The organism is Variovorax ureilyticus (assembly GCF_050632185.1).
GTDB classification, from domain to species: domain Bacteria; phylum Pseudomonadota; class Gammaproteobacteria; order Burkholderiales; family Burkholderiaceae_C; genus Variovorax; species Variovorax ureilyticus_A.
Genome location: NZ_CP192579.1, coordinates 1932286 through 1955307 on the forward strand (window position 1 = coordinate 1932286; position 23022 = coordinate 1955307).

Below are 23022 nucleotides of genomic sequence, written 5' to 3' on the forward strand. Positions count from 1 at the left end.
AGCAGTGCGCGGGCCCATATCCCGAGTCAGGCCGTGCTCGATGTCTTGCCCGCTTGCACCATCCGCATCGCCGATGCGATCAGGGCTGCGGTCTCGTTCATGGTGCTCGGGACGATCAGTGTGGTGGTCGCGTCGGCGGCCACCTTGCCGTAGGCGTCGACTGCCCGTTCGGCCACCTTGAGCTGCACCGCCTGTTCGCCTCCCGGCTGCCGGATCGCGGCGGCTATGCGCTCGATGGCGCCGGCGGTCGCTTCGGCCACGGCGGTGATGGCAGCCGCTTCGCCCTGTGCGTTGTTGATCTGCGCCTGCTTCTGGCCTTCGGAGCGTGCGATGAACGCCTCGCGCTCGCCCGTGGCGATGTTGATCTGCTCCTGGCGGCGGCCTTCAGAGGCAGCGATCAGCGCGCGCTTCTCGCGTTCCGCCGTGATCTGGCGTTGCATCGCATGCAGGATTTCATTGGGGGGCGTGAGGTCCTTGATCTCATAGCGAAGCACCTTCACGCCCCAGTTGAGTGCCGCCTCGTCGATGGCGGAGACCACCTGGGCGTTGATGATGTCGCGCTCCTCGAAGGTCTTGTCCAGTTCGAGCTTGCCGATGACGCTGCGCAGCGTGGTTTGCGCGAGTTGGGTGATGGCCATGACGTAGTTCGACGAGCCGTAGCTCGCGCGCATCGGGTCGGTCACCTGGAAGTACAGGATGCCGTCCACCTGCAACTGCGTGTTGTCGGCCGGAGTTGACCCTAAAAAGTCAACTATTGAAGAGTGTGTGAGTGAAGACGGCATCGCTGAGAAGTAGTTGAGTAACTATTTCTAGCGACGAGGTTTAGCCCTCTTTGAGGTCTCAGGCACTTCGTGCACCCCACCCCTATCCCCGCCCCGGGGCGGGGAAGTCCTCGCCGCCGGACGGGCTCGGGGGCCAGGCACAGCAAAGCCATGCCAGTGCCCGCGGCCCTGGAGCGTGTTGTGCGCCCGTTCGCGTCAAGGGTTCGCTTCGCCGGGCTGCGCCCGCCCTTGACCCGCCCGTGCGCACGGTAGACCTCTCAGATGTGGAACGCGACCTGGCGCAGATGCGCCAGTGGAGGGTTGCTGATGGCTCGTTCAAGTGCTACTCGGTCGCCGATGAAGACGACTTGCTCGATGCCACGGGTGAGGGCGGTATAGACCAGTGCGTGGTCGAGTAGGCGGCTGCGGCTGATGACCACCGCGATGCGCTTGAACTGACTACCTTGAGCTTTATGAACGCTGATGGCGTACGCGTGCTCGATGCGGTCTCGCGCTGTGGCCCAATCAAAGTCGTGGCGTTGGCCTTCGAACTGGATAGACAGTCCTTCATCGTCAGATTCGACGACACGGCCGAGTGTGCCGTTCATCAACCCACGCTCGAGGTCATTGACCAAGTGGATGACTGGCTCACCTCGAACGAAGACCGGGCCCATGACGTCACCGAGGGCACTGGCATGGAATGTCTTGTTGATGAACTCGATGCCGCCGCGACCGCCCTTGGTCGCGGCGAGCGCTTGCCAGTCCTCGCCGCTCCAGTCGGAAGCGAGGCGCTCGAGGACCTGCATCACCTCATGGGCGCCGCACTGGATGAAGCTCACGCCGGGACGGCTGCCAGAGTAGGCTGCAAGGTCGGGGACCTCGTGGTGACGTACCGCACTTGCGACCGCAGGGATGCCAGTGGACTCTGCCTGCCGATGAACTTGCACGAGGTGAGTCTGCGGAACTAGGCTGCTGCTGACCAGTCGATGGAAGACCAGGCCGAACCCGATGGGCGGGAGCTGAGCGGGGTCACCCACAAGCAACAGTCGAGCGCCGTCGGGCAGGAAGCGCAGCACACGGTACAGCGTAGGCAGGTCGAGCATCGACGCCTCGTCGATGACGACGAGTGTGTCTCCATCGAGTCCGAGCTTGCCAGCTTTGGAATCGATGAGGAACTTGGCGATGGTCATCGCCGCATACCCTGTCGACTCGCTCATTCGCTTTGCTGCACGGCCAGCCAGGGCCATCTGCACAACAGTAAGGTGCTTGGCTTGCGCGAGTCGGATGATGGCGCGTAGCACCGTTGTCTTGCCGACGCCCGCACCTCCGGTGAGAAGGCTGAAGGCATGTTCGAAGGGCATGACCGCGCCGGCGCGCTGTTCTACGTTGAGCGCGAAGCCCTGCTCGCGCTCGACCACAGTCAGGATGCGGGTCGCCCAGTCGGGCTCCAGCGCTGCCCCTTCGAACAGCGTGGTCTGCTGCGCCGCCTCGCCGGCAAGCATGGCGCGCAACCGGCCTTCGATACCTCGCTCGAGAGAAGCGGCGCCGGTGGCTTGGTAACCCTCGTCAACAGTGCCCAAGACCGCCAGTTCGGCGTGCGCGAGCTCAATTGCCCGAGCTGCATTACCGCCTTGGAGCTTGCGACGGACGAGCCTGACGAGCATCTCGTGGGCGGTCACCGTGTGCGCGCGCTGCAAGCGGTCGTACAACGCGCTCTCCACGGCACCCACCAGGCGTCGGCTGTCATCCGAGCGAACGCCGAGCTTGGCCGCGGCAGCGTCCACCGTCAACCATCCAGCGAACGCGAGCATGTAGTAGGGGTTGAGCTCGGCCATCTCACGAGCCCTGTCTCCCCACACTCTGGCCAGGCGAGCAGCCAAGCGCAAGTCGAAGCCATGGGTATCGAGGAAGGACATCAGCTCGGCCTCCGGCAGCTTGGACTGCCAGGCCTCGACCAGGCGCCGGGCCATCGAGGGCGCCAGAACGGCCTCCAGCGCCCGAACGTTTCCGTCGGCAAGAGTGGGGGCCAGGCGGTCCCCTAGGGAGTCCCAGAGTGCCTGCGCCTTGGCTGCGCCGATGCCGCGGAAGTCGGGGCTGTTGGTCAGATACTGGACGAGCAGTCTGCCGGCCGGCAACTGGTATCCGCAGGCCGTCGCGATGACCTGCTGGCCGTATCGTGGGTGCTCCTCGACAGTCCCTTCGATGCGCCATGATTCGCCGGGCACAGGCGGACGGGAGAGCACCCGCGGAGAGGCCACCACGCGCACCGTGACGCCCTCGGCGGAGGCTCCACTAAACACAGCACCACCATCAGGGGTCGTGCCCAGAACGCGCGTCACCGAGACCGTCAGCGCAATCGAGGTCCTCGCTTCTATGACAGCGTTCATTGCTCGGGCGGAGCGGGAACGCGTCGTCCCGTTTCGATGACCATGTCCTCACGACCGAGCTGTAGGCGGAGTTCGCGCAGCTGACGGCGCAACTCGGCATTCTCAGCGACCAGTGTCGCGTTGTGTTGTTCGAGACGTTGGGCACGGCGCTCCGACCGACGCAGCGCGTCAGACCCGTCGGTACTCTCCATGGGATGTTGCATCGCGAGTACGGTCGCCTCCGCGGGAGGGACTACTGGCCGAGCACCCTCCAAGAGGTCCTTCAGGCGGTCATTGGTGTAGAAGCGTCCGCGGTCCCCAATGCCTGAGTCCTTGGCCACCTTGGACAGGTTGACGTCGCCGTTGGGCCGCAGCGGCAACGGCTCGCCGCGCTGCTTCAAGTCGGCGAGATAGCGCTCGAACGCTTCGACGTTGTCGTGGGCCTTCTGGACCCCTGAAGCGCGCTTGCTCACTTCAGAGCCTTCAGGCGTTCATGGGTCAGCTCCAATGACTGGGCTGTTTCGCCGCTGCCGGTGGCCAATAGGCGGAGGGCCTCCACGTCCGGCTTATCGAGGAGCACCTCTCCGGTGATTCTGTTGCGCATGCGGTGGCGATGCAGTTCCATGCCGACCTTTGCCAAGTGGTCCGCGTCAAGGAGCTTGAGCAGCGCTGACGTTGCTGCGGCCGAGGGGTCTGCGGGCTTCTGAGGCGGCGCCACTGCAACACCTTTGAACCCGCTTCCGATGAGGTCGTCGATGGGGATACCAGGCACCTTCCGCAACCCGGCAATGATGCGGTTCTTTAGACGGATGGCTTCATCACGCTCGGCACGTAGCAGGCTCACATATGCCTTGACCGTCTCGTCGTGGATGACTGGCTCACCGCTGTCGCGCCGCGGCGACGTCGGCAAACTCTGCAGACCTTGGCGCGTCTCGACGTAGCGGAGCAATGTCTCGCGAGCATTTCGGATGGACTGCGCCTTCGGACCTCCCCAGCGTCCGTCGCAGTATCTGCCAACCGAGGTTGGCGTAATGGCAGCCTGAGACTGCTCGAGGAAGTTGCAGGCTTCCTTGACTCGCTCAATAGATGTCTTCAGGCGTGGGTTTTCCGCCGCGGCCATCAGGTTCTCGAACAACACGTCTTCGCGTTCTTTGCTCATGCTCACGACTCCAGCTTGAGGGGGATGGTTTTTCGGTGCATGGGCCTCGGCCGCGTCGCGCCGACGAGGTCAGTTGCAAGGCTCTGCAACGGACCTTCAAACGCCGGGATGTCCTTCAGCTTCATTGCGCCCGAGAAGAGGCGCTCACGGTCCTGCGCTTCGACGTACTGCAACAGCATCGATGACAGGAGATTGCCGGCGACCTCCGCCTGCTCCGGCTCCATGGTGAGTAGCAGCGGCGGAAGGCCGTTCTCAGCGAGGACCTTCGAGAGGATGGCGTGTTTCTCCATCTGGGCCTCGCGGTTTTTGAAGCCGGGCATGACGTTGGACATTTGCGTGACATGCTCCAACAGCACAAACTCGTCTGCTTGCTGAAGCGTGAGCTTCAACTCGCTCTCCGAATTTGCCGTAAGCAGCGGCGCAGGGACGCTTCCAGCCGGTGCGACGTCATCGCGCGTCTTGACGTATTCGTCGAGCAGCGCGGACGAGTTCATCGCGTAGCTGTATCGCGCCTGCCACTCCATGAGGTCCAGCTCGAGTTCGCGCTCTAGGACCTCGACACGACTGCGGGTCTGCCGAGCCAGGCCAGCCTTCCCATCCTCTTCGTGGTCGATGAGCTGGTCGCGCGCTTCCTTCAGCTGCAAGCCCTTTTTGCGGATGGAGTAGATGAGGTTGTTCGCCTCAGCCATCTGACCGAGCAAGAAGGCGGGCCCCGTAATCCAATAGCGGCACAGCCCGCAGCGACGGCCACCTGGCACCGGGCCGTGGGTGGTTGCTCCTTCATCCGCATCGCCGCCTGTCGAGCAGGATGTGCCCGGGCAAATACCGTCCGAGGCGATGCTCCAAAGCCCAGTGTGCTTTTTGAGCGCCGCGTATGCGACATCCTCGTCCTCCATTCGCCGCAGGGAGTTCTTGGACAGCAGGAACGGCGAGAACTTCTCGATGTTGTTTTGGAAGGCGTCTCCCCCGACGAAGTCGCCTTCCGCCACAGCGCGTTCGTGGGCCTGTGCGATGACCTCGCGAAGCCGTCCCGGCGAGTTCTTGTAGTACCAGAGGGTCATGACGAGCGTCGCATGCCCGGCGACGAACTCGCTGACGACCTCCAGCGGCACACCGTTTTCAATCATGGCGCTGATGCCGCTCACGCGAAGCGTGTGCAAGTCGTACTTCCAGACCAATTCGCCTGCGGCGTTGCGCTCGGTGAGTTGGAGGCTGACGCCGCGCTCGCGCAGCACGCGCTCCTCCGTCTCGCGAAGCACTCTAAGCCAGAGACTGGCAATCTTGTCTTTGCTAGGTGGCCGGTTCTTCTGGGGGCTACGCGGGTCACGGAACAAGGGTGCAATCTTGGGCAGCTTTGCCTCGTCGGCCTTGGCGAACCGTGTCCTGGCTTTGCCCTCTTCGTGATACGTGACCAGAGTTGTCAGCGGCCGCAGATAGCGCTTGTTCCACTGGCCCATGTGGTTCAAGAGTTGGGCCATATCGGGGGGCAGATAGGGAATTTCGTAGCCGCGCTTATCGCCCTTGTACGTTGCGGTCTTGTTGGTGTTGATGAACGCGCCAGCCCACGATTCCTGTCGAAGCGTGTCGCGCAATAGACGGATGCAGGCCTCACGGCGGCCCACGATGGCTCCGGGGTGCGGGTTCGGCACTTCCTTGCCGGACTCCAGGTCGAACACGACATCGTCAAAATCACCGGAGTCGAGCCATCGTGCTTGGTGGCTGCGAAGGGGGAGGTCGAGCAAGAGGGTCAGGATGATTGCCGTGCCAGGCCACCAGACGTTGACGATTTCACCGGTTTCGCCGTCGCGGACGTTGCACCAGTCGTGCTTGTTGGTCTCTTTGGCGAAGGCGAAGTCATTGGCGGTCAACGACTTGCGCAACTCGCGCAAGAGCCAAGAGGGAAGGGCGGTGCGGAAGGTTTGCCCGACGTTGGTGTCACTCTGGAAGCCATCCTGCGTCGAGACGGGGTTGCGGAATGCGTTGGACTCTTCCTTCAGGCCCTGCCCAGCGAGCCAATCGTGATACCAGTCGAAGAACTCGCGAACGTATCCAAGAATGCGAGAGCGCCTTTTCCCATTCAGTTTCGATTGCTCCAGCGCCTTCATCAACGTGTGTTTGTTCCTGAAGGTGACGTCGCGAATGTGCACTACTCGCTCCGTCTTCTCTGGTGCGAGCGGTGGTTTGGGGTGCGCCCGGAGGAAGTCGCAGAAGTAGTTGAGGTCCGCGATGACGGCTTGCTTGGACGTGGCCTCGCGTTGTTCGACGAAGGTAGCCAGCGGCGACTGCCACGCAGCCATCGCAGGATTGCGTGCGACCAGCCAGCCAAACTCGCCGCTCGTGCGCAACTCATTCGGCGCCTTCAGCTGCGCGACCGTGCGAGTACGAACGAATGGCGCGTCCGCATGGCGCTCGTTCCATAGCTCACGGAATGCAGCAGCGACGTCGCGAGCGTGTGCCGGTCGCTCAGTGATTTGAAGCAATAGTCCCTCCATGGCGTCGACGAGCGACGCCGAGAGGTCGTCAATTGACTCCAAGGTGCTCATCAGCAGGCACACTTGGCCGAACGGCACGAGGGTCGCGCTGCTGGGACGCGAGAGCAACTTGCCGACCTCATGCATCCCTTCGGCGAGATTTCCAGAGAACCTCGGACTGAGTGCGGCGCGCCATTTCACGGAACTCTTCCATCGGCGGAACTGAGCGGGCAGGAGCAAGTGTCGGCGCGCACGCATCATGGTTAGCACTTCGATGGATTGCTCTGCTCCACCGCTTCGGACCAGCGTCGATAGGCGTGGACCGGAAGCGCGCTCGTAGAGGAAGCGGGTGAAGGACGCCACGTCGCCGTGCTTAGCCAGTTCCTCGCGCAAGTCCTGCCCCACAAGGTCGTGAAGGCCGTTTGTCGAGGCGATGCGCACGATTTCCTCGCGTGACGATGGCCGCAACTTTTCCAATAGCTCTCGCTGCTGTGGGAGCGGCAGCGCCCGAACATCGGCGCCCAGACCGCGAACTTTCGAGGTGTTCAGATGTACGTTCACTGCGCTGTGAACGAACCATCGCAGCGCGCCAGAGGGTGTGCCCACAAATGCTTCAAGACACCGGTCATCGACGCGCTCGGCAGCAAGCCTGTTCGTCCACAGGTCTTCGATGACCGCAACCTCGTGGGCTTGCAACAGCCCGTCCATCTGCTCATGGTCCGGCAGTTCCAAAATGGCCAGTTCTGTGAGGCTCGTGTTGAGCCCGATGTCCCTGCCTGATTTGATGGAGCGGTGCCACTGGATAACGTCACTCATCGTCGTTCTCCAGGGTCAGCAGCAGCCGGTCATCTTTCAGGAAGCTGGGCATCTGCTGCTGCAATCGAGCTTGCGCAGCCTCGAGTTCCGCTTTCAAGGTAGCTTGGTCCAGTTTGTAGTAAACCTCAGTGGAGAGCATGGACGAGTGATGCATCAGCTTTTGCGTTCGCTCCTTGGGAAGCTTCAGAACGTTGGCGCAGTACCAGCCGTAGAAGTGGCGTGCACCATGTGGATTGACACCCCCTGTACTTGGCGAGAGTCCGATACGCAGTGCTGCGGCGTAGAACTGCTTGCGCAAGGCGCCCAACTTCATCGGCTCGCCGTAGCTGTTTCCCTTCAGGGAGACAAAGTAGTACGGATGCTCGTCGCCGATGTGTAGTCGTGCCGCGCGCATGTACGCGGTGTGCAGCTTCCAGAAGAGCGCACCGATTTGAGGGTGCGACCAATGCACAAGACTCTCGTTGCGATTTTCGTCTTCTAGGGTCATTCCCTTCCAGCCAGCGTGCTCGGGATTCCGCGTTGGCAATTCAGTGCGCGGGACGCGACCGTACTTCTCCAGAAGGAACGCTGCCCGCGTTCCATTCCGCTGTTTGCCGAGTGCAGCCCACTGCATTTGGCCATCAAGCGGGTCTGCGAGAACTACGCGAGCGCTGTTGTCGGATGGGTCCAAAAGAATGTCGCCGACGAACAGGTGAGCAAGTTCTGAGATACGCACGCTGCCGAAGAACATGAGCAGCCAGCACAGTCGATTGCGCAACGACTCGGTGGTCCGGATGAACTCAAGGGCCTTGTCGGGAGGAAAGTGCTTCAAGGAACTGCCGTTCCTCGTTCTGCCCTGCGGTTTGCGTTTGAGGCCGAAGCGTCGTCTGCGAAGCTCACCCCGCCCCTCTTTAGTGGCCGGCACGAGGTGGAAGAGTAGGTCGGTCTTCTTGCGGTGTGCGGTCTTCGCGAGCCAGGCCCGGAACTCATTCTGTGACAGCGAGCTGACGAGGACCCGTTCTTGAGGATTGATGTGCGCGTGGCCGAAGTTCTCGCTGCAGAAGTCGGAGAACTCGTTCACCGCATTGAGGTCGTCGCGAGCGGTCTTGTATGTGACCGGCTTCCAACCGAGACCAGGGCAGCCGAATCGGCGTGCCTCCCAGAACTGTTTAATGAGCAACTGCATGCGCTGCTCGTCGAGCGGAGGGCTCTCAAGTTGCAGGGTGTAGTAGTCGTATAGCAGGCCAATGGCCTTGGCATGGCGATAAAGCGTTACGACGTCGATGCCCTCCAGCTGCCGATTTCGAAGGTAGGCGGCGGCGAACACGGAAGGCTCTGCCTTGTTTCCATCGCCCAGAAAGAGCAGGGGGAGTGCTGCGTTTGTGCGCTCGGCGATGGGAACTTCAACAACTGCATGCTGAGTCCGTCGGGACGATGTACTTGTTGGGGCAACCACAAAAGGTTATTAGTTACGGGTCACCATCATTATATCCAGGTCGAGAAGAAAGGCCGCTAGGCCCTGGAGATAAGGTTGAAAAGTTACAACAGTTAGCTGGCAACTACGCGCGTGATGCAGACCTGGCTCGGCACGTCGAGCGGGATCTCCTTGAGGCTGTGCCGGTAGGCGACCCGATCGATGAAAGGGACCAGGAAATTGGGCCCTGGCGACATGGTGCCGTGATAGCGGCCGAGGCGCTCGCGCACCCAGGCGTTCTGCTGCGGCACGAACTTGATCGACTGGGTGATGAAGATGATGGCGATCCCCAGGATGACGAGGGGAACGAGGGCATATTCCATTGAACGGTTTCCTTCTTTTTCGAACTCAGATCTTTTCGACGACGAGGCGGCTGCCGACCACTTCGACGACCTTGTGCTGCCCGGCGGCCGGGACGTCGCCGGCGCGGGCGACCGCGGTCCATTGCGTGCCGCGATAGCGGACCGTGGCGGTGCCGTCCGCGTTCCAGGCATCGACCTGCACGCGCTCGCCGATGTCGAGGTTCACGTCGGGATTGGCCGAGGTGGGCGGCCCTGGCGGGCGCCGTCGTCGGATGGCGTTCCAGACGATCACCGCCGACACGCTGACCACGGCCGCGACGACGAACTGCGTGCCGAGCGAGGCACCCAGATGCGTCGACACCGCCGCCGCTGCGAAGCCGCCGCCGATGAGCAGCAGATAGACCGTGCCGGTCCCCGAAATCAGCTCCAGCACGATGGCCGCCCCCGTCATGAGCCACCACACGGTGGAACTTGCCATAGCCCAATCCTCTCTTTGCGCTGAGACACGGCGATTGTGGCAAAGGAGAAAGACGCCATGCGCCTTCATCTGAATTCCGTACACTTCGCGCCTGTTTGCCAGCCCATCCGGAGCCCGCTCATGAAATTTCGTTTTCCGATCGTCATCATCGACGAGGACTTCCGCTCCGAGAACACCTCGGGGCTCAGCATTCGCGCCCTGGCGCAGGCATTCGAGAGTGAAGGCTTCGAGGTGCTGGGCGCCACCAGCTATGGCGACCTGAGTCAGTTCGCCCAGCAACAGAGCCGCGCCAGCGCTTTCATCCTGTCGATCGACGACGAGGAATTCTCGGTCGGTCCCGACCTCGACCCGGCCGTTCTCAACCTGCGCAACTTCATCGGCGAAGTGCGGCGCAAGAACGCCGACGTGCCGATCTACATCTACGGCGAAACCAAGACCTCGCGCCACATCCCGAACGACATCCTGCGCGAGCTGCATGGCTTCATCCACATGTTCGAGGACACGCCGGAGTTCGTGGCCCGCCACATCATCCGCGAGGCCAAGAGCTACCTGGAGGGTGTGCAGCCGCCGTTCTTCAAGGCGCTGATCGACTATGCGGAAGATGGTTCGTATTCATGGCACTGCCCGGGGCACTCGGGCGGCGTGGCTTTCCTGAAGAGCCCGGTCGGCCAGATGTTCCACCAGTTCTTCGGCGAGAACATGCTGCGCGCGGACGTATGCAACGCGGTGGAAGAGCTCGGCCAGCTGCTCGACCATACCGGCCCGGTGGCGGCCAGCGAGCGCAACGCCGCGCGCATCTTCAACGCCGACCACTGCTTCTTCGTGACCAACGGCACCAGCACCAGCAACAAGATGGTCTGGCATCACACGGTGGCGCCGGACGACGTGGTGGTGGTGGACCGCAACTGCCACAAGTCGGTGCTGCACGCGATCATCATGACCGGCGCGATTCCGGTTTTCATGAAGCCGACGCGCAACCACTTCGGCATCATCGGCCCGATCCCGAAGAGCGAATTCGAGCCGACCGCGATCAAGGCGAAGATCCGCGCGAACCCGCTGCTCTCGCACGTGGATGCCGACAAGGTCAAGCCGCGCGTGATGACGCTCACGCAATCGACCTACGACGGCGTGATCTACAACACCGAAACCATCAAGAGCATGCTCGACGGTTTCGTCGACACGCTGCACTTCGACGAGGCGTGGCTGCCGCATGCGGCCTTCCATCCGTTCTACGGCGCCTATCACGCGATGGGCAAGCGTCGCGTGCGTCCGAGGGAATCGCTGGTGTTCGCGACCCAGTCCACCCACAAGCTGCTCGCCGGCATCAGCCAGGCCAGCCATGTGCTGGTGCAGGATTCGCAGAATCGGGCGCTCGACCGCGACCTGTTCAACGAGGCCTACCTGATGCATTCGTCGACCAGCCCGCAGTACGCGATCATCGCGAGCTGCGACGTCGCCGCCGCCATGATGGAGCCGCCGGGTGGCACCGCGCTGGTGGAGGAAAGCATCCTCGAGGCGCTCGACTTCCGCCGCGCCATGCGCAAGGTCGAGATGGAGTTCGGCAAGGACGAATGGTGGTTCAAGGTCTGGGGCCCCGAGCGGCTCGTGGAAGAGGGCATCGGCCGCGCCGACGACTGGATCATCAAGGGCGAGTCGCGCACCGCGAAGTGGCACGGCTTCGGCGCGCTGGCCGACGGCTTCAACATGCTCGACCCGATCAAGTCGACCATCGTGACGCCGGGCCTGGACCTCAACGGCAAGTTCGCCAAGAGCGGAATTCCCGCTGCCATCGTCACCAAGTTCCTGGCCGAGCATGGCGTGATCGTGGAGAAGACGGGGCTCTACAGCTTCTTCATCATGTTCACGATCGGCATCACCAAGGGCCGCTGGAACACGCTGCTGACGGCGCTGCAGCAGTTCAAGGACGACTACGCGCGCAACCAGCCGATGTGGCGCATCATGCCGGAGTTCTGTCAGCAGCATCCGGGCTACGAGCGGCTCGGTCTGCGCGACCTGTGCCAGCACGTGCACGAGCTGTATTCGCGCTACGACGTCGCGCGGTTGACCACCGAGATGTACCTGAGCGACCTCACACCCGCGATGAAGCCCAGCGACGCCTTTGCCCACATCGCGCATCGCAAGACCGAGCGCGTAGAGATCGACGAGCTCGAAGGCCGCATCACCACCAGCCTGATCACGCCGTACCCGCCCGGCATTCCGCTCCTGATCCCGGGCGAGGTGTTCAACAAGAAGATCGTCGACTATCTGAAGTTCGCGCGCGAGTTCAACACGCAGTGTCCAGGCTTCGAGACCGACATCCACGGGCTGGTGGCGCGGATCGATGACTCGGGCAAGAAGCGCTACTACGCCGACTGCGTGCGCGCGGCCTGACCGCGCGACGGTCAGAAGTCCGCGTCCTCGCGCACGCGAAGGAAGCGGGCGAACCGTGGCAGGCCGGAGGGGGTCAGGCCGTTGTAGCGGTAGGTCACCCACGTGCCGATCGCTGGAGGACGCTCGCGATCGGCATCGGCGAGGCCGGCGCCGAGCTTGAATCGCTTGCCGTCGGGCATCTCGACGACGAGGGCGCCGAGGCGCCCGCCGTGCTTGCCGCGTCCGCCGACGTGGCCGACCACGCGCGCCTCTGCATCGTCGTGGGCCTTGACCTTGAGAAGATCGGTGCTGCGCCCCGCGTGGTAGAGCGAAGCGCCGCGGTGCAGCACCAGGCCTTCGCCGCCCATCTTCGTCGTCTTCTCGAGCAGCGCGTCGAGGTCTTCGGCTGTTGTCGCGCGTTGCTGCGGGACGGCCACGATCCAAGGCACGCTCGTGATCGGCAGCAGCTTGCGCAGATACGCGAGCCGTGTCGTGAAATCGCCGGGCTGGGCCGGCACATCGAAGACCATGAAGCGGATCTCGCGCCAGGCGGCGTCCGACGGAGGCTGGCTGCGCACCGTCGAAACAGTCAGGGAAAAGCGGTCGCGACCCGCCCAAAGCTCGCCGTCGAGCGGCTCTGTGGGGAGTGCTTCGGTGAACCAGCGCGGTGCCGCGATCGGCTCGCCGCTGCGTGTCCACAGTTGCTTGCCGTCCCAGTAGCCGCGGATGCCGTCGTACTTCTCGCTGACCCAGTAGTCGGCCAGCGGCATGCCGGGGCGGTAGACCTCGGCCAGCATGAGCGCCGGAGGCACCTTGGACGGGGTTGCGCAGCCGCCTCCGGCGCGCGCGCGAGGCCGAAAGTGGCGCCGGCGACCGCTAACAGGAACGCTCGGCGTGAAACGGCCATGGGCGCGGGACGGCCCATGCGAAAAGAAAAACTCACTGTCTTCTCCCTGGCATCTCTAGGTATGCCGGGATTATGGTGCGCGATGCCCGCTGCTTCAGGCGGCCGGTTCGGCGACACCGCCGACGACCTGGCTGAAGCCGCCGTCGACATAGGTGATCTCGGCGGTGACGCCGCTGGCGAGGTCGCTCAGCAAGAAGGCGGCGACATTGCCGACTTCCTCGATGGTGACGTTGCGCCGAATCGGCGCCACCTTCGAGATCGCCGCCAGGAGCTTGCCGAAATCCTTGATGCCGCTGGCGGCCAGTGTCTTGATCGGACCGGCGCTGATGCCGTTGACGCGCATGCCTCTTGGGCCGAGTGATTCGGCGAGATAGCGCACCGAGGCCTCGAGCGAAGCCTTCGCGAGACCCATGGTGTTGTAGTTGGGCAGCGCACGGATCGCGCCGAGGTAGCTCAGCGTCAGCAGCGCCGACTTGTCGTTGAGATAGGGCAGGGCCGCCTTGGCCATCGCCGGGAAGCTGTAGGCGCTGATGTCGTGCGCGATCTTGAAGGATTCGCGCGACAGGCCGTCGAGGAAGTCGCCGGCAATCGCTTCGCGCGGCGCGAAGCCGATGCTGTGGACGAAGCCGTCGAACCTGGGCCAGGTCTGGGCGAGGTCGGTGAAGAGCTTCTCGATCTGCGCATCATCCGAAACGTCGCAGTCGAAGACCAGCTTCGAGCCGAACTCGGCCGCGAATTCGGTGATGCGGTCCTTGAAGCGCTCGCCCACGTAGCTGAACGCCAGCTCGGCGCCTTGCTCGTGGCAGGCCTTGGCGATGCCGTAGGCGATGGAACGGTTGCTCAGAACGCCGGTGATCAGAAGTTTTTTGCCGGAAAGAAAGCCCATGGGACGACCTCGTGAAAATCTTGGGCAGAATTCTCGCATGCGGTTTCTTTGGTGCTGGTGGCTGATGGCATGCGCGTTTCCGGCGTGGGCCGCGCATGGCTACGCGATGTGGGACGACCTCAAGTACCCGGCGGGCTTTGCGCATTTCGACTACGTCAACCCGGATGCGCCGAAGCGCGGCGAGCTGCGGCTCGTGAGCAACCTGCGCTACTCCACCTTCGACAAGTACAACCCGTTCACGATCAAGGGCGCCCCGCCGGCCTACCTGGGCAGCCTGATGTTCGATTCGCTGCTGGCCGGGTCCATGGACGAGACCGCCTCCGGCTATGGGCTGCTGGCGGAGGACGTCGTCGTGTCTCCCGACCGCCTCAGCGCCACCTTCAGGCTCCGGCCGGAGGCGCGCTTCCACGACGGAACGCCGGTCGAGGCGGCGGACGTCAAGCACAGCTACGACACGCTGATCGGCCCCTACGTGTCCCCGGGCTACAAGACGCTGCTCGAGGACGTCGAAAGCGCCGAGGTGATCGATGCCCGCACCATCCGCTACAAGTTCAGGAAGCCCAACCGCGAGCTGCCCCTGATCGTCGGCGGCCTGCCGGTCTTCAGCCGCAGATGGGGCATGGAGAACGGCAAGGCCAAGCCTTTCGACCAGGTCGTGATGGACATCCCGATCGGGAGCGGTCCCTACAAGATCGGGCCGGTGCGCTTCGGCAAGGACATCACCTATGTGCGCGACCCGAACTACTGGGCGCGCGACCTCGGTGTCCGGCGCGGCACCAACAACTTCGATCGCATCACGATCAAGATCTACAAGGACAACACCGCGCGCCTGGAGGCCCTGAAGGCGGGCGAGTTCGACATGATGAGCTTCTACTCGGCCGGCGACTGGGCACGCCGGGTCACGGGCAAGCGCTTCGATTCTGGCGAACTGGTCAAGCGTGAATTCACGCATCGCCTGCCTTCGGGATTCCAGAGTTACGTCCTGAACAGCCGTCGATCACAGTTGCAGGACCCGCGCGTGCGAGAGGCGCTCGACCTCGCGCTCGACTTCGAGTGGATGAACCGGCAAATGTTCTACAACGGCTATCCGCGCGTACGGGATCTCTTCGGCAACACCGATTGCGCGGCCGAGGGCATGCCCTCGCCGGAGGAGCTCAAGCTGCTCGAGCGTTGGCGCGGCAAGGTGCCCGATGCGGTATTCGGTCCGATGTACACGCCGCCCACGACCGACGGTGCGGGCCAGTCCCTGCGCAACAACCTGCGGCGCGCGCGCGAGCTGCTCAAGGAGGCCGGCTGGGAATACCGCGACGGCGCCTTGCGCAACGCACAGGGCGAGCCCATGGTGCTCGAGTACCTCGACAGCAAGGAAGGCGGCGTGCGCACCGTGTCGCCGTGGATGCGCAACCTCGAAAAGCTCGGCATCACGCTTAAATTCGCCTCGGTCGACTTCGCGCTTTATCAGCAGCGCCTGGACAAGTTCGAGTTCGACATCACGACGATCAACTTCCCCGGCACCCACAACCCCGGCCAGCAATTGGCCGACATCTTCGGCAGCAAGGCCGCCAGGACGGAAAGTTCGGGCAACTACATGGGCGTGAGCAGCCCGGCGGTCGATGCGCTCGTGACCGACATCGTGCGTGCCGAGACGAAGCAGGAGCTTCTTCCGGCCTGCCGCGCACTGGACCGCGTGATCATGCACAGCCACTACCTGATCCCGCAATGGACACTGACGGCGCACCGCGTCGCCTACAACGCATGGCGGCTCGACTACAAGCCGCCGATGCCGCCCTATGCATCGGCGGAGGATTGGATCATGACGACATGGTGGGCCCGTGAGGGTGACGGGAGGTAGACGCGCATGCTGTCCTATGTCTTGAAGCGGCTTTTGTTGTTCATTCCGACCTTGCTCGGCGTGCTGCTGGTGACCTTCGTCGTGATCCAGTTCGTGCCGGGCGGCCCGGTCGAACAGTACCTGGCCGAGGCGAGGGCGAGCGTGCGCGGCAGTGGCGTGGAATCGGGCGGCAGCAACTACCGCGGCGATCAGGGCGTCGACCCCAAGCGGCTGGCGGAAATCAAGGCGCTCTACGGATTCGACAAGCCGGCGCACGAGCGCCTCTTCCAGATGCTCGGACAGTTCGCGCGCTTCGATCTCGGGCGCAGCTTCTTCCAGAACAAGGACGTATGGACGCTGATCCTCGAAAAACTGCCGGTGTCCATCAGCCTCGGTCTCTGGACTTTCCTGATCAGCTATGGCGTCGCGGTGCCGCTGGGCGTGGCGAAGGCGGTCCGTGCCGGTACGCGCTTCGACCTGGTCACGACGCTCTTGATCCTCGTGGGCTATGCGATCCCGGGCTTCGTGCTCGGCGTGGCGCTGCTGGTGGTCTTCGGCGGGCAGCTCCAATGGTTCCCGCTGCGTGGCCTGACCTCCACCAATTGGGACGACATGAACTGGGGCGCGCGCATCGTCGACTACCTCTGGCACATCACGCTGCCGGTGACGGCGATGGTGCTGGGCAGCTTCGCGGTGACCGCGATGCTGACCAAGAACGCCTTCCTGGAGGAGATCCGCAAGCAATATGTCCTGACCGCGCGGGCCAAGGGCCTCGGCGAGCGGCAGGTGCTCTGGAAGCACGTCTTCCGCAATGCGCTGATCCCTATCGTGACCGGGCTGCCGGCCGCGTTCATCGGTGCGTTCTTCGCCGGATCGCTGCTGATCGAGACGCTGTTCTCGCTCGACGGCCTGGGCCTGCTGGGCTACGAGAGCGTGATCCGGCGCGACTATCCGGTGGTGCTCGGCACGCTCTACCTCTTCACGCTGATCGGCCTCTTGACGAAGCTCATTTCCGATCTCTGCTACGTATGGGTCGACCCGAGGGTGAAGTTTGACTAGCGCGCCGTCCGTCCAGCCCGTGTCGCTGAGCCCGGGACGCCGCGCGTGGACGCGCTTCAGGCGCAACCGCCTGGGCTTCTGCAGCTTCGTGGTCTTCACCGCGATGGTGGTCCTGAGCCTGTTCGCGGAAGTGCTTTCGACCGACCGCCCGCTGGTGATGCGCTACGAGGGCCAGCTCTATTTCCCGGTGCTTCGCGACTATCCGGAGAAGACCTTCGGCGGCGACTTCGAGACGCCGACCGACTACCTCGACCCGTTCATCCGCGAGCGCATCACGCAGGGCGGCAACTGGGCGATCTACGCGCCCAACACCTATGGGCCGAAGACGCTCAACTACTTCGCGAAGTCACCGAGCCCGGCGGCGCCGACGCGCGACAACTGGTTGGGCACCGACGATCGCGGGCGCGACCTCCTGGCGCAGCTGATCTACGGCTTCCGGGTGAGCGTGCTGTTCGGCCTGGCGCTGACCGCGATCGGCACGGTGCTCGGCGTGGCAGCCGGCGCGGTACAGGGCTATTTCGCCGGCAAGGTCGATCTGGCCTTCCAGCGCTTCATCGAGATCTGGGGCTCGATGCCCGAGCTCTATTTGCTGATCATCTTCAGCGCCGTTTTCGCGCCGAGCGTGGCGCTGCTGCTGATCCTCCTGAGCCTGTTCGGATGGATGGGGCTGTCCGACTACGTCCGTGCCGAGTTCCTGCGTAACCGCCAGATGGACTACGTGCGCGCGGCGCGCGCACTGGGCGTCGGCAACCTGCAGATCATGTGGCGGCACATCCTGCCGAACAGCATGACGCCGGTCGTCACCTTCCTGCCGTTCCGGATGAGCGCGGCGATCCTCGCGTTGACCTCGCTCGATTTCCTCGGCCTCGGCGTACCGCCGGGAACCCCGTCGCTCGGCGAACTCCTGAGCCAGGGCAAGGCCAACATCGATGCCTGGTGGATTTCGCTTTCGACCTTCGGCGTGCTCGTGCTGACGTTGATGCTGCTCACCTTCATGGGCGACGCATTGCGCGACGCCCTCGATCCACGGAAGGCCGATCGATGACGCAGCCGCTGCTCGAGGTCAAGGGCCTTCGCGCCGCGTTCGGCGGCAAGGAGGTGCTGCACGGCATCGACTTCCAGATCGCGCAGGGTGAAAAGCTCGCGCTGGTCGGTGAATCCGGCTCGGGAAAGACGGTCACCGCGCTGAGCCTGCTTCGACTGGCGCAGAACGCCGACATCTCGGGGGTCGCCACCTTCGCGGGCGCGGAGGGCGGCGGCGCGCGCGATCTCCTGGCCTTGCCGGAATCGAAGCTCCGTGCCATCCGTGGCAAGGAGATCGCGATGATCTTCCAGGAGCCGATGACTGCGCTCAATGCCCTCTATCCCGTGGGCGACCAGATCGCCGAGGTGCTCGAGCTGCACCAGGCCATGTCGGCCCGGGCGGCGCACGAGGCGGCGGTGCAGTTGCTTGCGGACACCGGCATTCCCGAGCCGGCGCGGCGGGCGGGGGCGTTCCCGCACCAGTTGTCGGGCGGGCAGCGCCAGCGCGCCATGATCGCGATGGCGCTGGCCTGCCGGCCCCGGTTGTTGCTTGCGGACGAGCCGACCACCGCGCTCGACGTGACGGTGCGAGCGCAGATCCTCGATCTGCTGACCGATCTGCAGCGCAAGCACGGCATGGCGGTGCTGCTCATCACGCACGACCTCAATCTCGTGCGCCGGTTTGCGGATCGCGTGGCGGTGATGGAGAACGGTCACATCGTCGAGCACGGCGCCGTGTCGACCGTTTTCGATGCGCCGCGACATCCGTACACCCGCAGGCTGATCGACAGCCGACCGGAGAGGGATGTGGCACCCGTGGCGCAGCGGGAGGCTCCACCGGTGCTCGCGGCGAAGTCGCTGCGCGTGATCTATCCGGTTCCGCAACCCGGCTTCAGGGGCTGGTTCCGCAAGGGCGAGTTCGTCGCGGTGCAGGGTGCCGACTTCCGCATCGCGCCGGGTGAAACGCTCGGAGTCGTCGGCGAATCCGGCTCCGGCAAATCCACGCTCGCGCTGGCGGCCCTGGGCTTGCTCAGGCATCAGGGCCAGCTCGACGTCGCGGGACGGCGCTGGAATTCGGGCGGCGCCAGCGACCGTGCGTTGCGCCGCGTGATGCAGGTTGTCTTCCAGGACCCGTTCTCCTCGCTGTCGCCGCGGATGACGGTCGAGCAGATCGTGGGCGAGGGCCTGACCGTGCACGCGCCGGAACTCAACGCCGCGGCGCGGCGCGTGCGCTCGCTCGAAGTGCTGGCCCAGGTCGGCCTGACGGAAGCGCAGTTCCCGGCGCTGCTGGACCGCTATCCGCACGAGTTCTCGGGCGGCCAGCGCCAGCGGCTTGCCGTCGCACGGGCACTCATCGTCGATCCGAAGTTGCTGGTGCTCGACGAGCCCACCAGTGCCCTTGACGTGACCATCCAGAAGCAGGTGCTCGGGCTGTTGCAGCGCCTGCAGCGCGAACGGGGCCTGAGCTATCTGCTGATCACGCACGACGTGGAAGTGATCCGCGCCATGGCGCACCAGGTCATCGTGATGAAGGACGGCGCCATTCTCGAATCCGGCCCCGTCGAGCGCGTGCTCGACGGGCCGGAGCATCCCTACACGCAGAAGCTGGTCGCCGCGGCGCTGGCGGATTAGACGAGTTCGATTCCGGAAATGTCGCTGATCAGCAATGACAGGCGCGGTGCCCGGCGCGCGGCGCTGGCCTGCATGGTGGCTCTCGCGGTGGCCATGGGATTGGGGCGGTTCGCGTTCACGCCCATGCTCCCCGTCATGCTCCACGAAGGCAAGCTCGACCTGCGGGCTGGGGGCGTGCTGGCATCGCTGAACTACCTTGGGTACTTTTTCGGAGCGCTGAGTTGTGCGGCCATTCGCATCAGGCCCGCCAGCATGGTCCGTGGCGGGCTGGTGGCCACGGCGGCGCTGCTTCTCGGAATGGGGGTGCTCCATGGATTCACCGCCTGGGGGTGTTGCGAACCGCCGCGGGCGTCATGAGTGCATGGACTTTCGTCTTCGCATCCGGATGGGGATTGCGGCGGCTTGCGGAAACCGGCGCTCCGGCCATGGCTGGCGTGATCTACACGGGGCCCGGGATCGGCATCGCCGTCACCGGTCTGCTCGGAGGGGTGATCGGGCGCTGGGGATCGGATGCCGGGTGGATCGGTTTCGGCCTGCTGGCTTTCCTGTTGGTCGCGCTGATCTGGACCGTGTTCAGGGACGGGGCCGAAGCGCATGCGGCAGCGCCGGCTGCCGCTGTCGCGAGGACGACGCGGACCGGGTCGGCCGCCCAGCGAAGCGACGCACGCTGGCTGGTGGCGCTCTATGGGCTTGCCGGTTTCGGCTACATCATCACGGCGACGTTTCTTCCGGTGATCGCGCGGCATGCGCTGCCGGACTCGCCCTGGCCCGATCTGTTCTGGCCGCTCTTTGGTCTGGCCGTCGTTCCCGGGGCGCTGATCGGCGCGCGGGCGCCGATCCATTGGGACAACCGGATGCTTCTGGCCTCGGCTTACCTGCTCCAGGCCATCGGTGTGGTGCTTTCGGTGGTCTGGCCGACCATTGCCGGTTTTGCGCTGGGTAGCTTGCTGCTGGGCATGCCGTTCACCGCAATTACCCTCTTTGCAATGCGGGATGCCCGCAGGCTTCGCGGTAATTCCTCGGCCGGCTTGATCGGCTATGCAACCGCCTCGTACGGCGTCGGGCAGATCCTGGGCCCACTCTTTGCTGCGCCGCTGGCCCAGCGCACGGGCTCTTTCGTGGTGCCGCTGCTGGCTGCCGCTGCCGCGCTGGCTGTCGGTGCCGTCCTTTTCGGTCTCGTCTGGTGGCGATCACGTGCGCCGCAAGCGCTCTTGAAGGCGTAGAACCACTATTTCGTAACGCATTTGGCATATAATTCAAAGCTCACGACCAAACGGGCGGGTACCAACCGCCCGTTTTTTATTGGTCGACGCATTTCCTGGTGCTGCCAAAGCGGGCTGGCGGCATCCGACACGGACATTTCAAGGGCATTTACAAACACGTGGCATTGCAGCAGACAGTGGAAACAACCGTGGCCGGGCTTGGCTACGACCTGGTCGAGATCGAGCGCTCGGCCGGTGGATTGCTGCGCGTCACGATTGATTTGCCATGGAATGGCCCCAATTCAGTGGATGCGGCAAGCGCAGCGCCCGAGCCTTTCGTGACGGTCGAGGATTGCGAAAAGGTCACTCGGCAGTTGCAGTTCGCACTCGAGGTCGACGGGGTCGATTACAAGCGGCTCGAAGTGTCCTCCCCGGGTATTGACCGTCCGTTGCGCAATGAGCAGGATTTCGAGCGTTTTGCCGGCGAAGTGATCGACATCACGCTCAAGGCGCCGATGGGCGCCGCTGCGGGTGGGCAGGTGGCAGCCAACCGCAAGAAGTTTCGCGGCACGCTGGAGCGTGTCGCAAGCCCGGACGGTTCGCACGGTTGGCAAATCGTCTGGAGCCAGGAGCCTGAAGGCAGGCCGGCACCCAAGCCCGGCCAGAAAGTCAGCAAGAAGCGCGCGCCCGCCCCTTTGCAGGCGCTCGGTTTTGCCTTGGACGAGTTGCGCGAGGCGCGGCTCGCGCCAATTGTGGATTTCAAGGGGCGCAGGCCCAAACCCGGCACGGTGGTGTCGGACTGAACGAGGAGAGTGGTGGCATGAATCGCGAAATGTTGATGTTGGTGGATGCGATCTCGCGCGAGAAGAACGTCGAGCGAGACGTCGTCTTCGGCGCCGTCGAATCCGCCCTTGCACAAGCGACCAAGAAGCTCTATCCGGGTGAGGTGGACATTCGTGTGGCGATCGACCGCGAAAGTGGCGACTACGAGACCTTCCGCCGCTGGCATGTGGTGCCGGACGAGGCCGGCCTGCAAATGCCCGACCAGGAAATCCTGCTCTTCGAAGCCAAGGAAGAGATGCCGGACATCGAGGTCGACGAGTACATCGAGGAGTCCGTCGAGTCCATGCCGATCGGTCGCATCGGCGCGATGGCTGCCAAGCAGGTGATCCTGCAGAAGATCCGCGACGCGGAGCGCGAGATGCTGCTCAACGACTTCATGTCGCGCGGCGAGAAGATCTTCACCGGCACCGTCAAGCGGCTGGACAAGGGCGACATCATCGTGGAGGCCGGCCGTGTCGAAGGCCGTCTGCGCCGCAGCGAAATGATCGCCAAGGAAAACCTGCGCAACGGCGACCGCGTGCGGGCCATGATCATGGAGGTCGACCTCTCGCTGCGCGGTGCGCCGATCATCCTGTCGCGTGCCGCGCCCGAATTCATGATCGAGCTCTTCCGTCAGGAAGTGCCCGAAATCGAACAAGGCCTGCTCGAGATCAAGAGCTGCGCCCGCGATCCGGGCTCGCGCGCCAAGATCGCCGTGCTGTCGCATGACAAGCGCGTCGACCCGATCGGCACCTGTGTCGGCGTTCGTGGCACGCGCGTGAATGCGGTCACCAATGAACTCGCCGGCGAGCGCGTCGACATCGTGCTCTGGAGCGAGGATCCTGCCCAGTTCGTGATCGGCGCGCTGGCACCGGCCAACGTGACCTCGATCGTCGTCGACGAGGAAAAGCATGCGATGGACGTGGTGGTCGACGAGGAAAACCTCGCGATCGCGATCGGCCGTGGCGGCCAGAACGTGAGGCTTGCCTCCGATCTGACCGGCTGGAAGATCAACATCATGGATGCCAACGAATCGGCGCAGAAGCAGGCGTCCGAGACCGATGCCGGCCGGAAGCTTTTCATGGAGAAGCTCGATGTGGACGAGGAAATCGCGGACATCCTGATCTCCGAGGGCTTCACGAGCCTCGAAGAAGTGGCTTACGTGCCGATCTCGGAAATGCTCGAGATCGAGGCTTTCGACGAAGACACGGTCAACGAACTGCGTTCGCGCGCGAAGGATGCATTGCTGACGCAGGAAATCGCCCGCGAAGAAAATGTCGAGAGCGTTTCCCAGGATCTGCGAGACCTCGCCGGACTCGATCCGGCGCTCATTCCGAAACTGGCCGAGGCGGGTGTGCATACCCGTGACGACCTGGCCGACCTCGCGGTCGACGAACTCACCGAGATCACCGGCCAGAGCGCCGATGACGCCAAGAACCTCATCTTGAAGGCCCGCGAACACTGGTTCGCCGGCCAAGAGTGAT

The 23022-nt window shown here is 63.9% G+C and carries 16 protein-coding genes and 2 pseudogenes; 8 read left to right on the forward strand and 10 right to left on the reverse strand.

What is annotated here, in order from left to right; translation table 11 throughout:
• Positions 1 to 26 precede the first annotated feature (26 nt).
• From ACQ858_RS09565 to ACQ858_RS09600, 8 genes and pseudogenes are all read right to left on the reverse strand, one after another.
• Positions 27 to 782 (reverse strand): SPFH domain-containing protein, encoded by a 756-nt coding sequence (locus tag ACQ858_RS09565; RefSeq protein WP_431276451.1) that lies wholly within the window; start codon positions 780 to 782, stop codon positions 27 to 29.
• Positions 783 to 1039: 257 nt separating this feature from the next.
• Positions 1040 to 3148, reverse strand: a complete 2109-nt coding sequence (locus ACQ858_RS09570; protein WP_431276452.1) for an AAA family ATPase — start codon at positions 3146 to 3148, stop codon at positions 1040 to 1042.
• On the reverse strand, positions 3145 to 3600 hold the full coding sequence (locus ACQ858_RS09575) for a hypothetical protein (protein ID WP_431276453.1): 456 nt from the start codon (positions 3598 to 3600) through the stop codon (positions 3145 to 3147). Before ACQ858_RS09575 ends, ACQ858_RS09570 begins: the two co-directional genes overlap by 4 nt.
• Positions 3597 to 4286, reverse strand: a complete 690-nt coding sequence (locus ACQ858_RS09580; protein ID WP_431276454.1) for a hypothetical protein — start codon at positions 4284 to 4286, stop codon at positions 3597 to 3599. Before ACQ858_RS09580 ends, ACQ858_RS09575 begins: the two co-directional genes overlap by 4 nt.
• A gap of 2 nt (positions 4287 to 4288) precedes the next feature.
• On the reverse strand, positions 4289 to 7573 hold the full coding sequence (locus tag ACQ858_RS09585; protein ID WP_431276455.1) for a VPA1269 family protein: 3285 nt from the start codon (positions 7571 to 7573) through the stop codon (positions 4289 to 4291).
• Complete coding sequence (locus ACQ858_RS09590) at positions 7566 to 8879, reverse strand: hypothetical protein (protein ID WP_431276456.1); 1314 nt, start codon at positions 8877 to 8879, stop codon at positions 7566 to 7568. The genes ACQ858_RS09585 and ACQ858_RS09590 overlap by 8 nt, the downstream gene beginning before the upstream one ends.
• Positions 8880 to 9115: 236 nt before the next feature.
• Positions 9116 to 9349 (reverse strand): annotated as a pseudogene (locus ACQ858_RS09595) (SPFH domain-containing protein); the annotation flags it as partial.
• A 25-nt stretch (positions 9350 to 9374) separates the two neighbouring features.
• A complete protein-coding gene (locus ACQ858_RS09600) occupies positions 9375 to 9806 on the reverse strand; it encodes an NfeD family protein (RefSeq protein WP_431276457.1) in 432 nt (143 codons plus the stop codon).
• A gap of 120 nt (positions 9807 to 9926) precedes the next feature.
• Between ACQ858_RS09600 and ACQ858_RS09605 the strand changes: the two genes are divergently transcribed.
• Positions 9927 to 12197 carry an Orn/Lys/Arg decarboxylase N-terminal domain-containing protein gene (locus ACQ858_RS09605; RefSeq protein ID WP_431276458.1) on the forward strand — a complete coding sequence of 757 codons (2271 nt, stop codon included), beginning with the start codon at positions 9927 to 9929 and terminating at the stop codon, positions 12195 to 12197.
• Between the two features lie 11 nt (positions 12198 to 12208).
• On the opposite strand, the gene ACQ858_RS09610 is transcribed toward ACQ858_RS09605, so the two are convergent.
• Positions 12209 to 12973 (reverse strand): DNA ligase, encoded by a 765-nt coding sequence (locus ACQ858_RS09610; RefSeq protein WP_431276829.1) that lies wholly within the window; start codon positions 12971 to 12973, stop codon positions 12209 to 12211.
• Positions 12974 to 13177: 204 nt separating this feature from the next.
• Entirely contained in the window at positions 13178 to 13969 is a 792-nt protein-coding gene (gene fabI, locus ACQ858_RS09615) for an enoyl-ACP reductase FabI (protein ID WP_431276459.1), read from the reverse strand.
• Between the two features lie 37 nt (positions 13970 to 14006).
• Between fabI and ACQ858_RS09620 the strand changes: the two genes are divergently transcribed.
• From ACQ858_RS09620 to nusA, 7 genes and pseudogenes are all read left to right on the forward strand, one after another.
• A complete protein-coding gene (locus ACQ858_RS09620) occupies positions 14007 to 15821 on the forward strand; it encodes an extracellular solute-binding protein (protein WP_431276460.1) in 1815 nt (604 codons plus the stop codon).
• A 6-nt stretch (positions 15822 to 15827) separates the two neighbouring features.
• A complete protein-coding gene (locus ACQ858_RS09625; RefSeq protein WP_431276461.1) occupies positions 15828 to 16859 on the forward strand; it encodes a microcin C ABC transporter permease YejB in 1032 nt (343 codons plus the stop codon).
• Positions 16860 to 16878: 19 nt separating this feature from the next.
• Positions 16879 to 17904 carry an ABC transporter permease gene (locus tag ACQ858_RS09630; RefSeq protein ID WP_431276462.1) on the forward strand — a complete coding sequence of 342 codons (1026 nt, stop codon included), beginning with the start codon at positions 16879 to 16881 and terminating at the stop codon, positions 17902 to 17904.
• Positions 17901 to 19514 carry an ABC transporter ATP-binding protein gene (locus ACQ858_RS09635; protein ID WP_431276463.1) on the forward strand — a complete coding sequence of 538 codons (1614 nt, stop codon included), beginning with the start codon at positions 17901 to 17903 and terminating at the stop codon, positions 19512 to 19514. The genes ACQ858_RS09630 and ACQ858_RS09635 overlap by 4 nt, the downstream gene beginning before the upstream one ends.
• Before the next feature lie 18 nt (positions 19515 to 19532).
• Positions 19533 to 20737 (forward strand): annotated as a pseudogene (locus ACQ858_RS09640) (YbfB/YjiJ family MFS transporter).
• Between the two features lie 158 nt (positions 20738 to 20895).
• Entirely contained in the window at positions 20896 to 21519 is a 624-nt protein-coding gene (gene rimP / locus ACQ858_RS09645) for a ribosome maturation factor RimP (protein WP_431276464.1), read from the forward strand.
• Positions 21520 to 21536: 17 nt separating this feature from the next.
• A complete protein-coding gene (nusA, locus tag ACQ858_RS09650; protein WP_431276465.1) occupies positions 21537 to 23021 on the forward strand; it encodes a transcription termination factor NusA in 1485 nt (494 codons plus the stop codon).
• The last annotated feature ends 1 nt before the right edge of the window (position 23022 follow it).

Bases quoted from the DNA above. Each gene is read 5' to 3' on its own strand.
- ACQ858_RS09565 (WP_431276451.1), bottom strand. From the start codon at position 782: ATGCCGTCTTCACTCACACACTCTTCAATAGTTGACTTTTTAGGGTCA.
- ACQ858_RS09570 (WP_431276452.1), bottom strand. From the start codon at position 3,148: ATGAACGCTGTCATAGAAGCGAGGACCTCGATTGCGCTGACGGTCTCG.
- ACQ858_RS09580 (WP_431276454.1), bottom strand. From the start codon at position 4,286: ATGAGCAAAGAACGCGAAGACGTGTTGTTCGAGAACCTGATGGCCGCG.
- ACQ858_RS09585 (WP_431276455.1), bottom strand. From the start codon at position 7,573: ATGAGTGACGTTATCCAGTGGCACCGCTCCATCAAATCAGGCAGGGAC.
- ACQ858_RS09600 (WP_431276457.1), bottom strand. From the start codon at position 9,806: ATGGCAAGTTCCACCGTGTGGTGGCTCATGACGGGGGCGGCCATCGTG.
- ACQ858_RS09605 (WP_431276458.1), top strand. From the start codon at position 9,927: ATGAAATTTCGTTTTCCGATCGTCATCATCGACGAGGACTTCCGCTCC.
- ACQ858_RS09610 (WP_431276829.1), bottom strand. From the start codon at position 12,973: ATGCTGGCCGAGGTCTACCGCCCCGGCATGCCGCTGGCCGACTACTGG.
- fabI (WP_431276459.1), bottom strand. From the start codon at position 13,969: ATGGGCTTTCTTTCCGGCAAAAAACTTCTGATCACCGGCGTTCTGAGC.
- ACQ858_RS09620 (WP_431276460.1), top strand. From the start codon at position 14,007: ATGCGGTTTCTTTGGTGCTGGTGGCTGATGGCATGCGCGTTTCCGGCG.
- ACQ858_RS09625 (WP_431276461.1), top strand. From the start codon at position 15,828: ATGCTGTCCTATGTCTTGAAGCGGCTTTTGTTGTTCATTCCGACCTTG.
- ACQ858_RS09635 (WP_431276463.1), top strand. From the start codon at position 17,901: ATGACGCAGCCGCTGCTCGAGGTCAAGGGCCTTCGCGCCGCGTTCGGC.
- nusA (WP_431276465.1), top strand. From the start codon at position 21,537: ATGAATCGCGAAATGTTGATGTTGGTGGATGCGATCTCGCGCGAGAAG.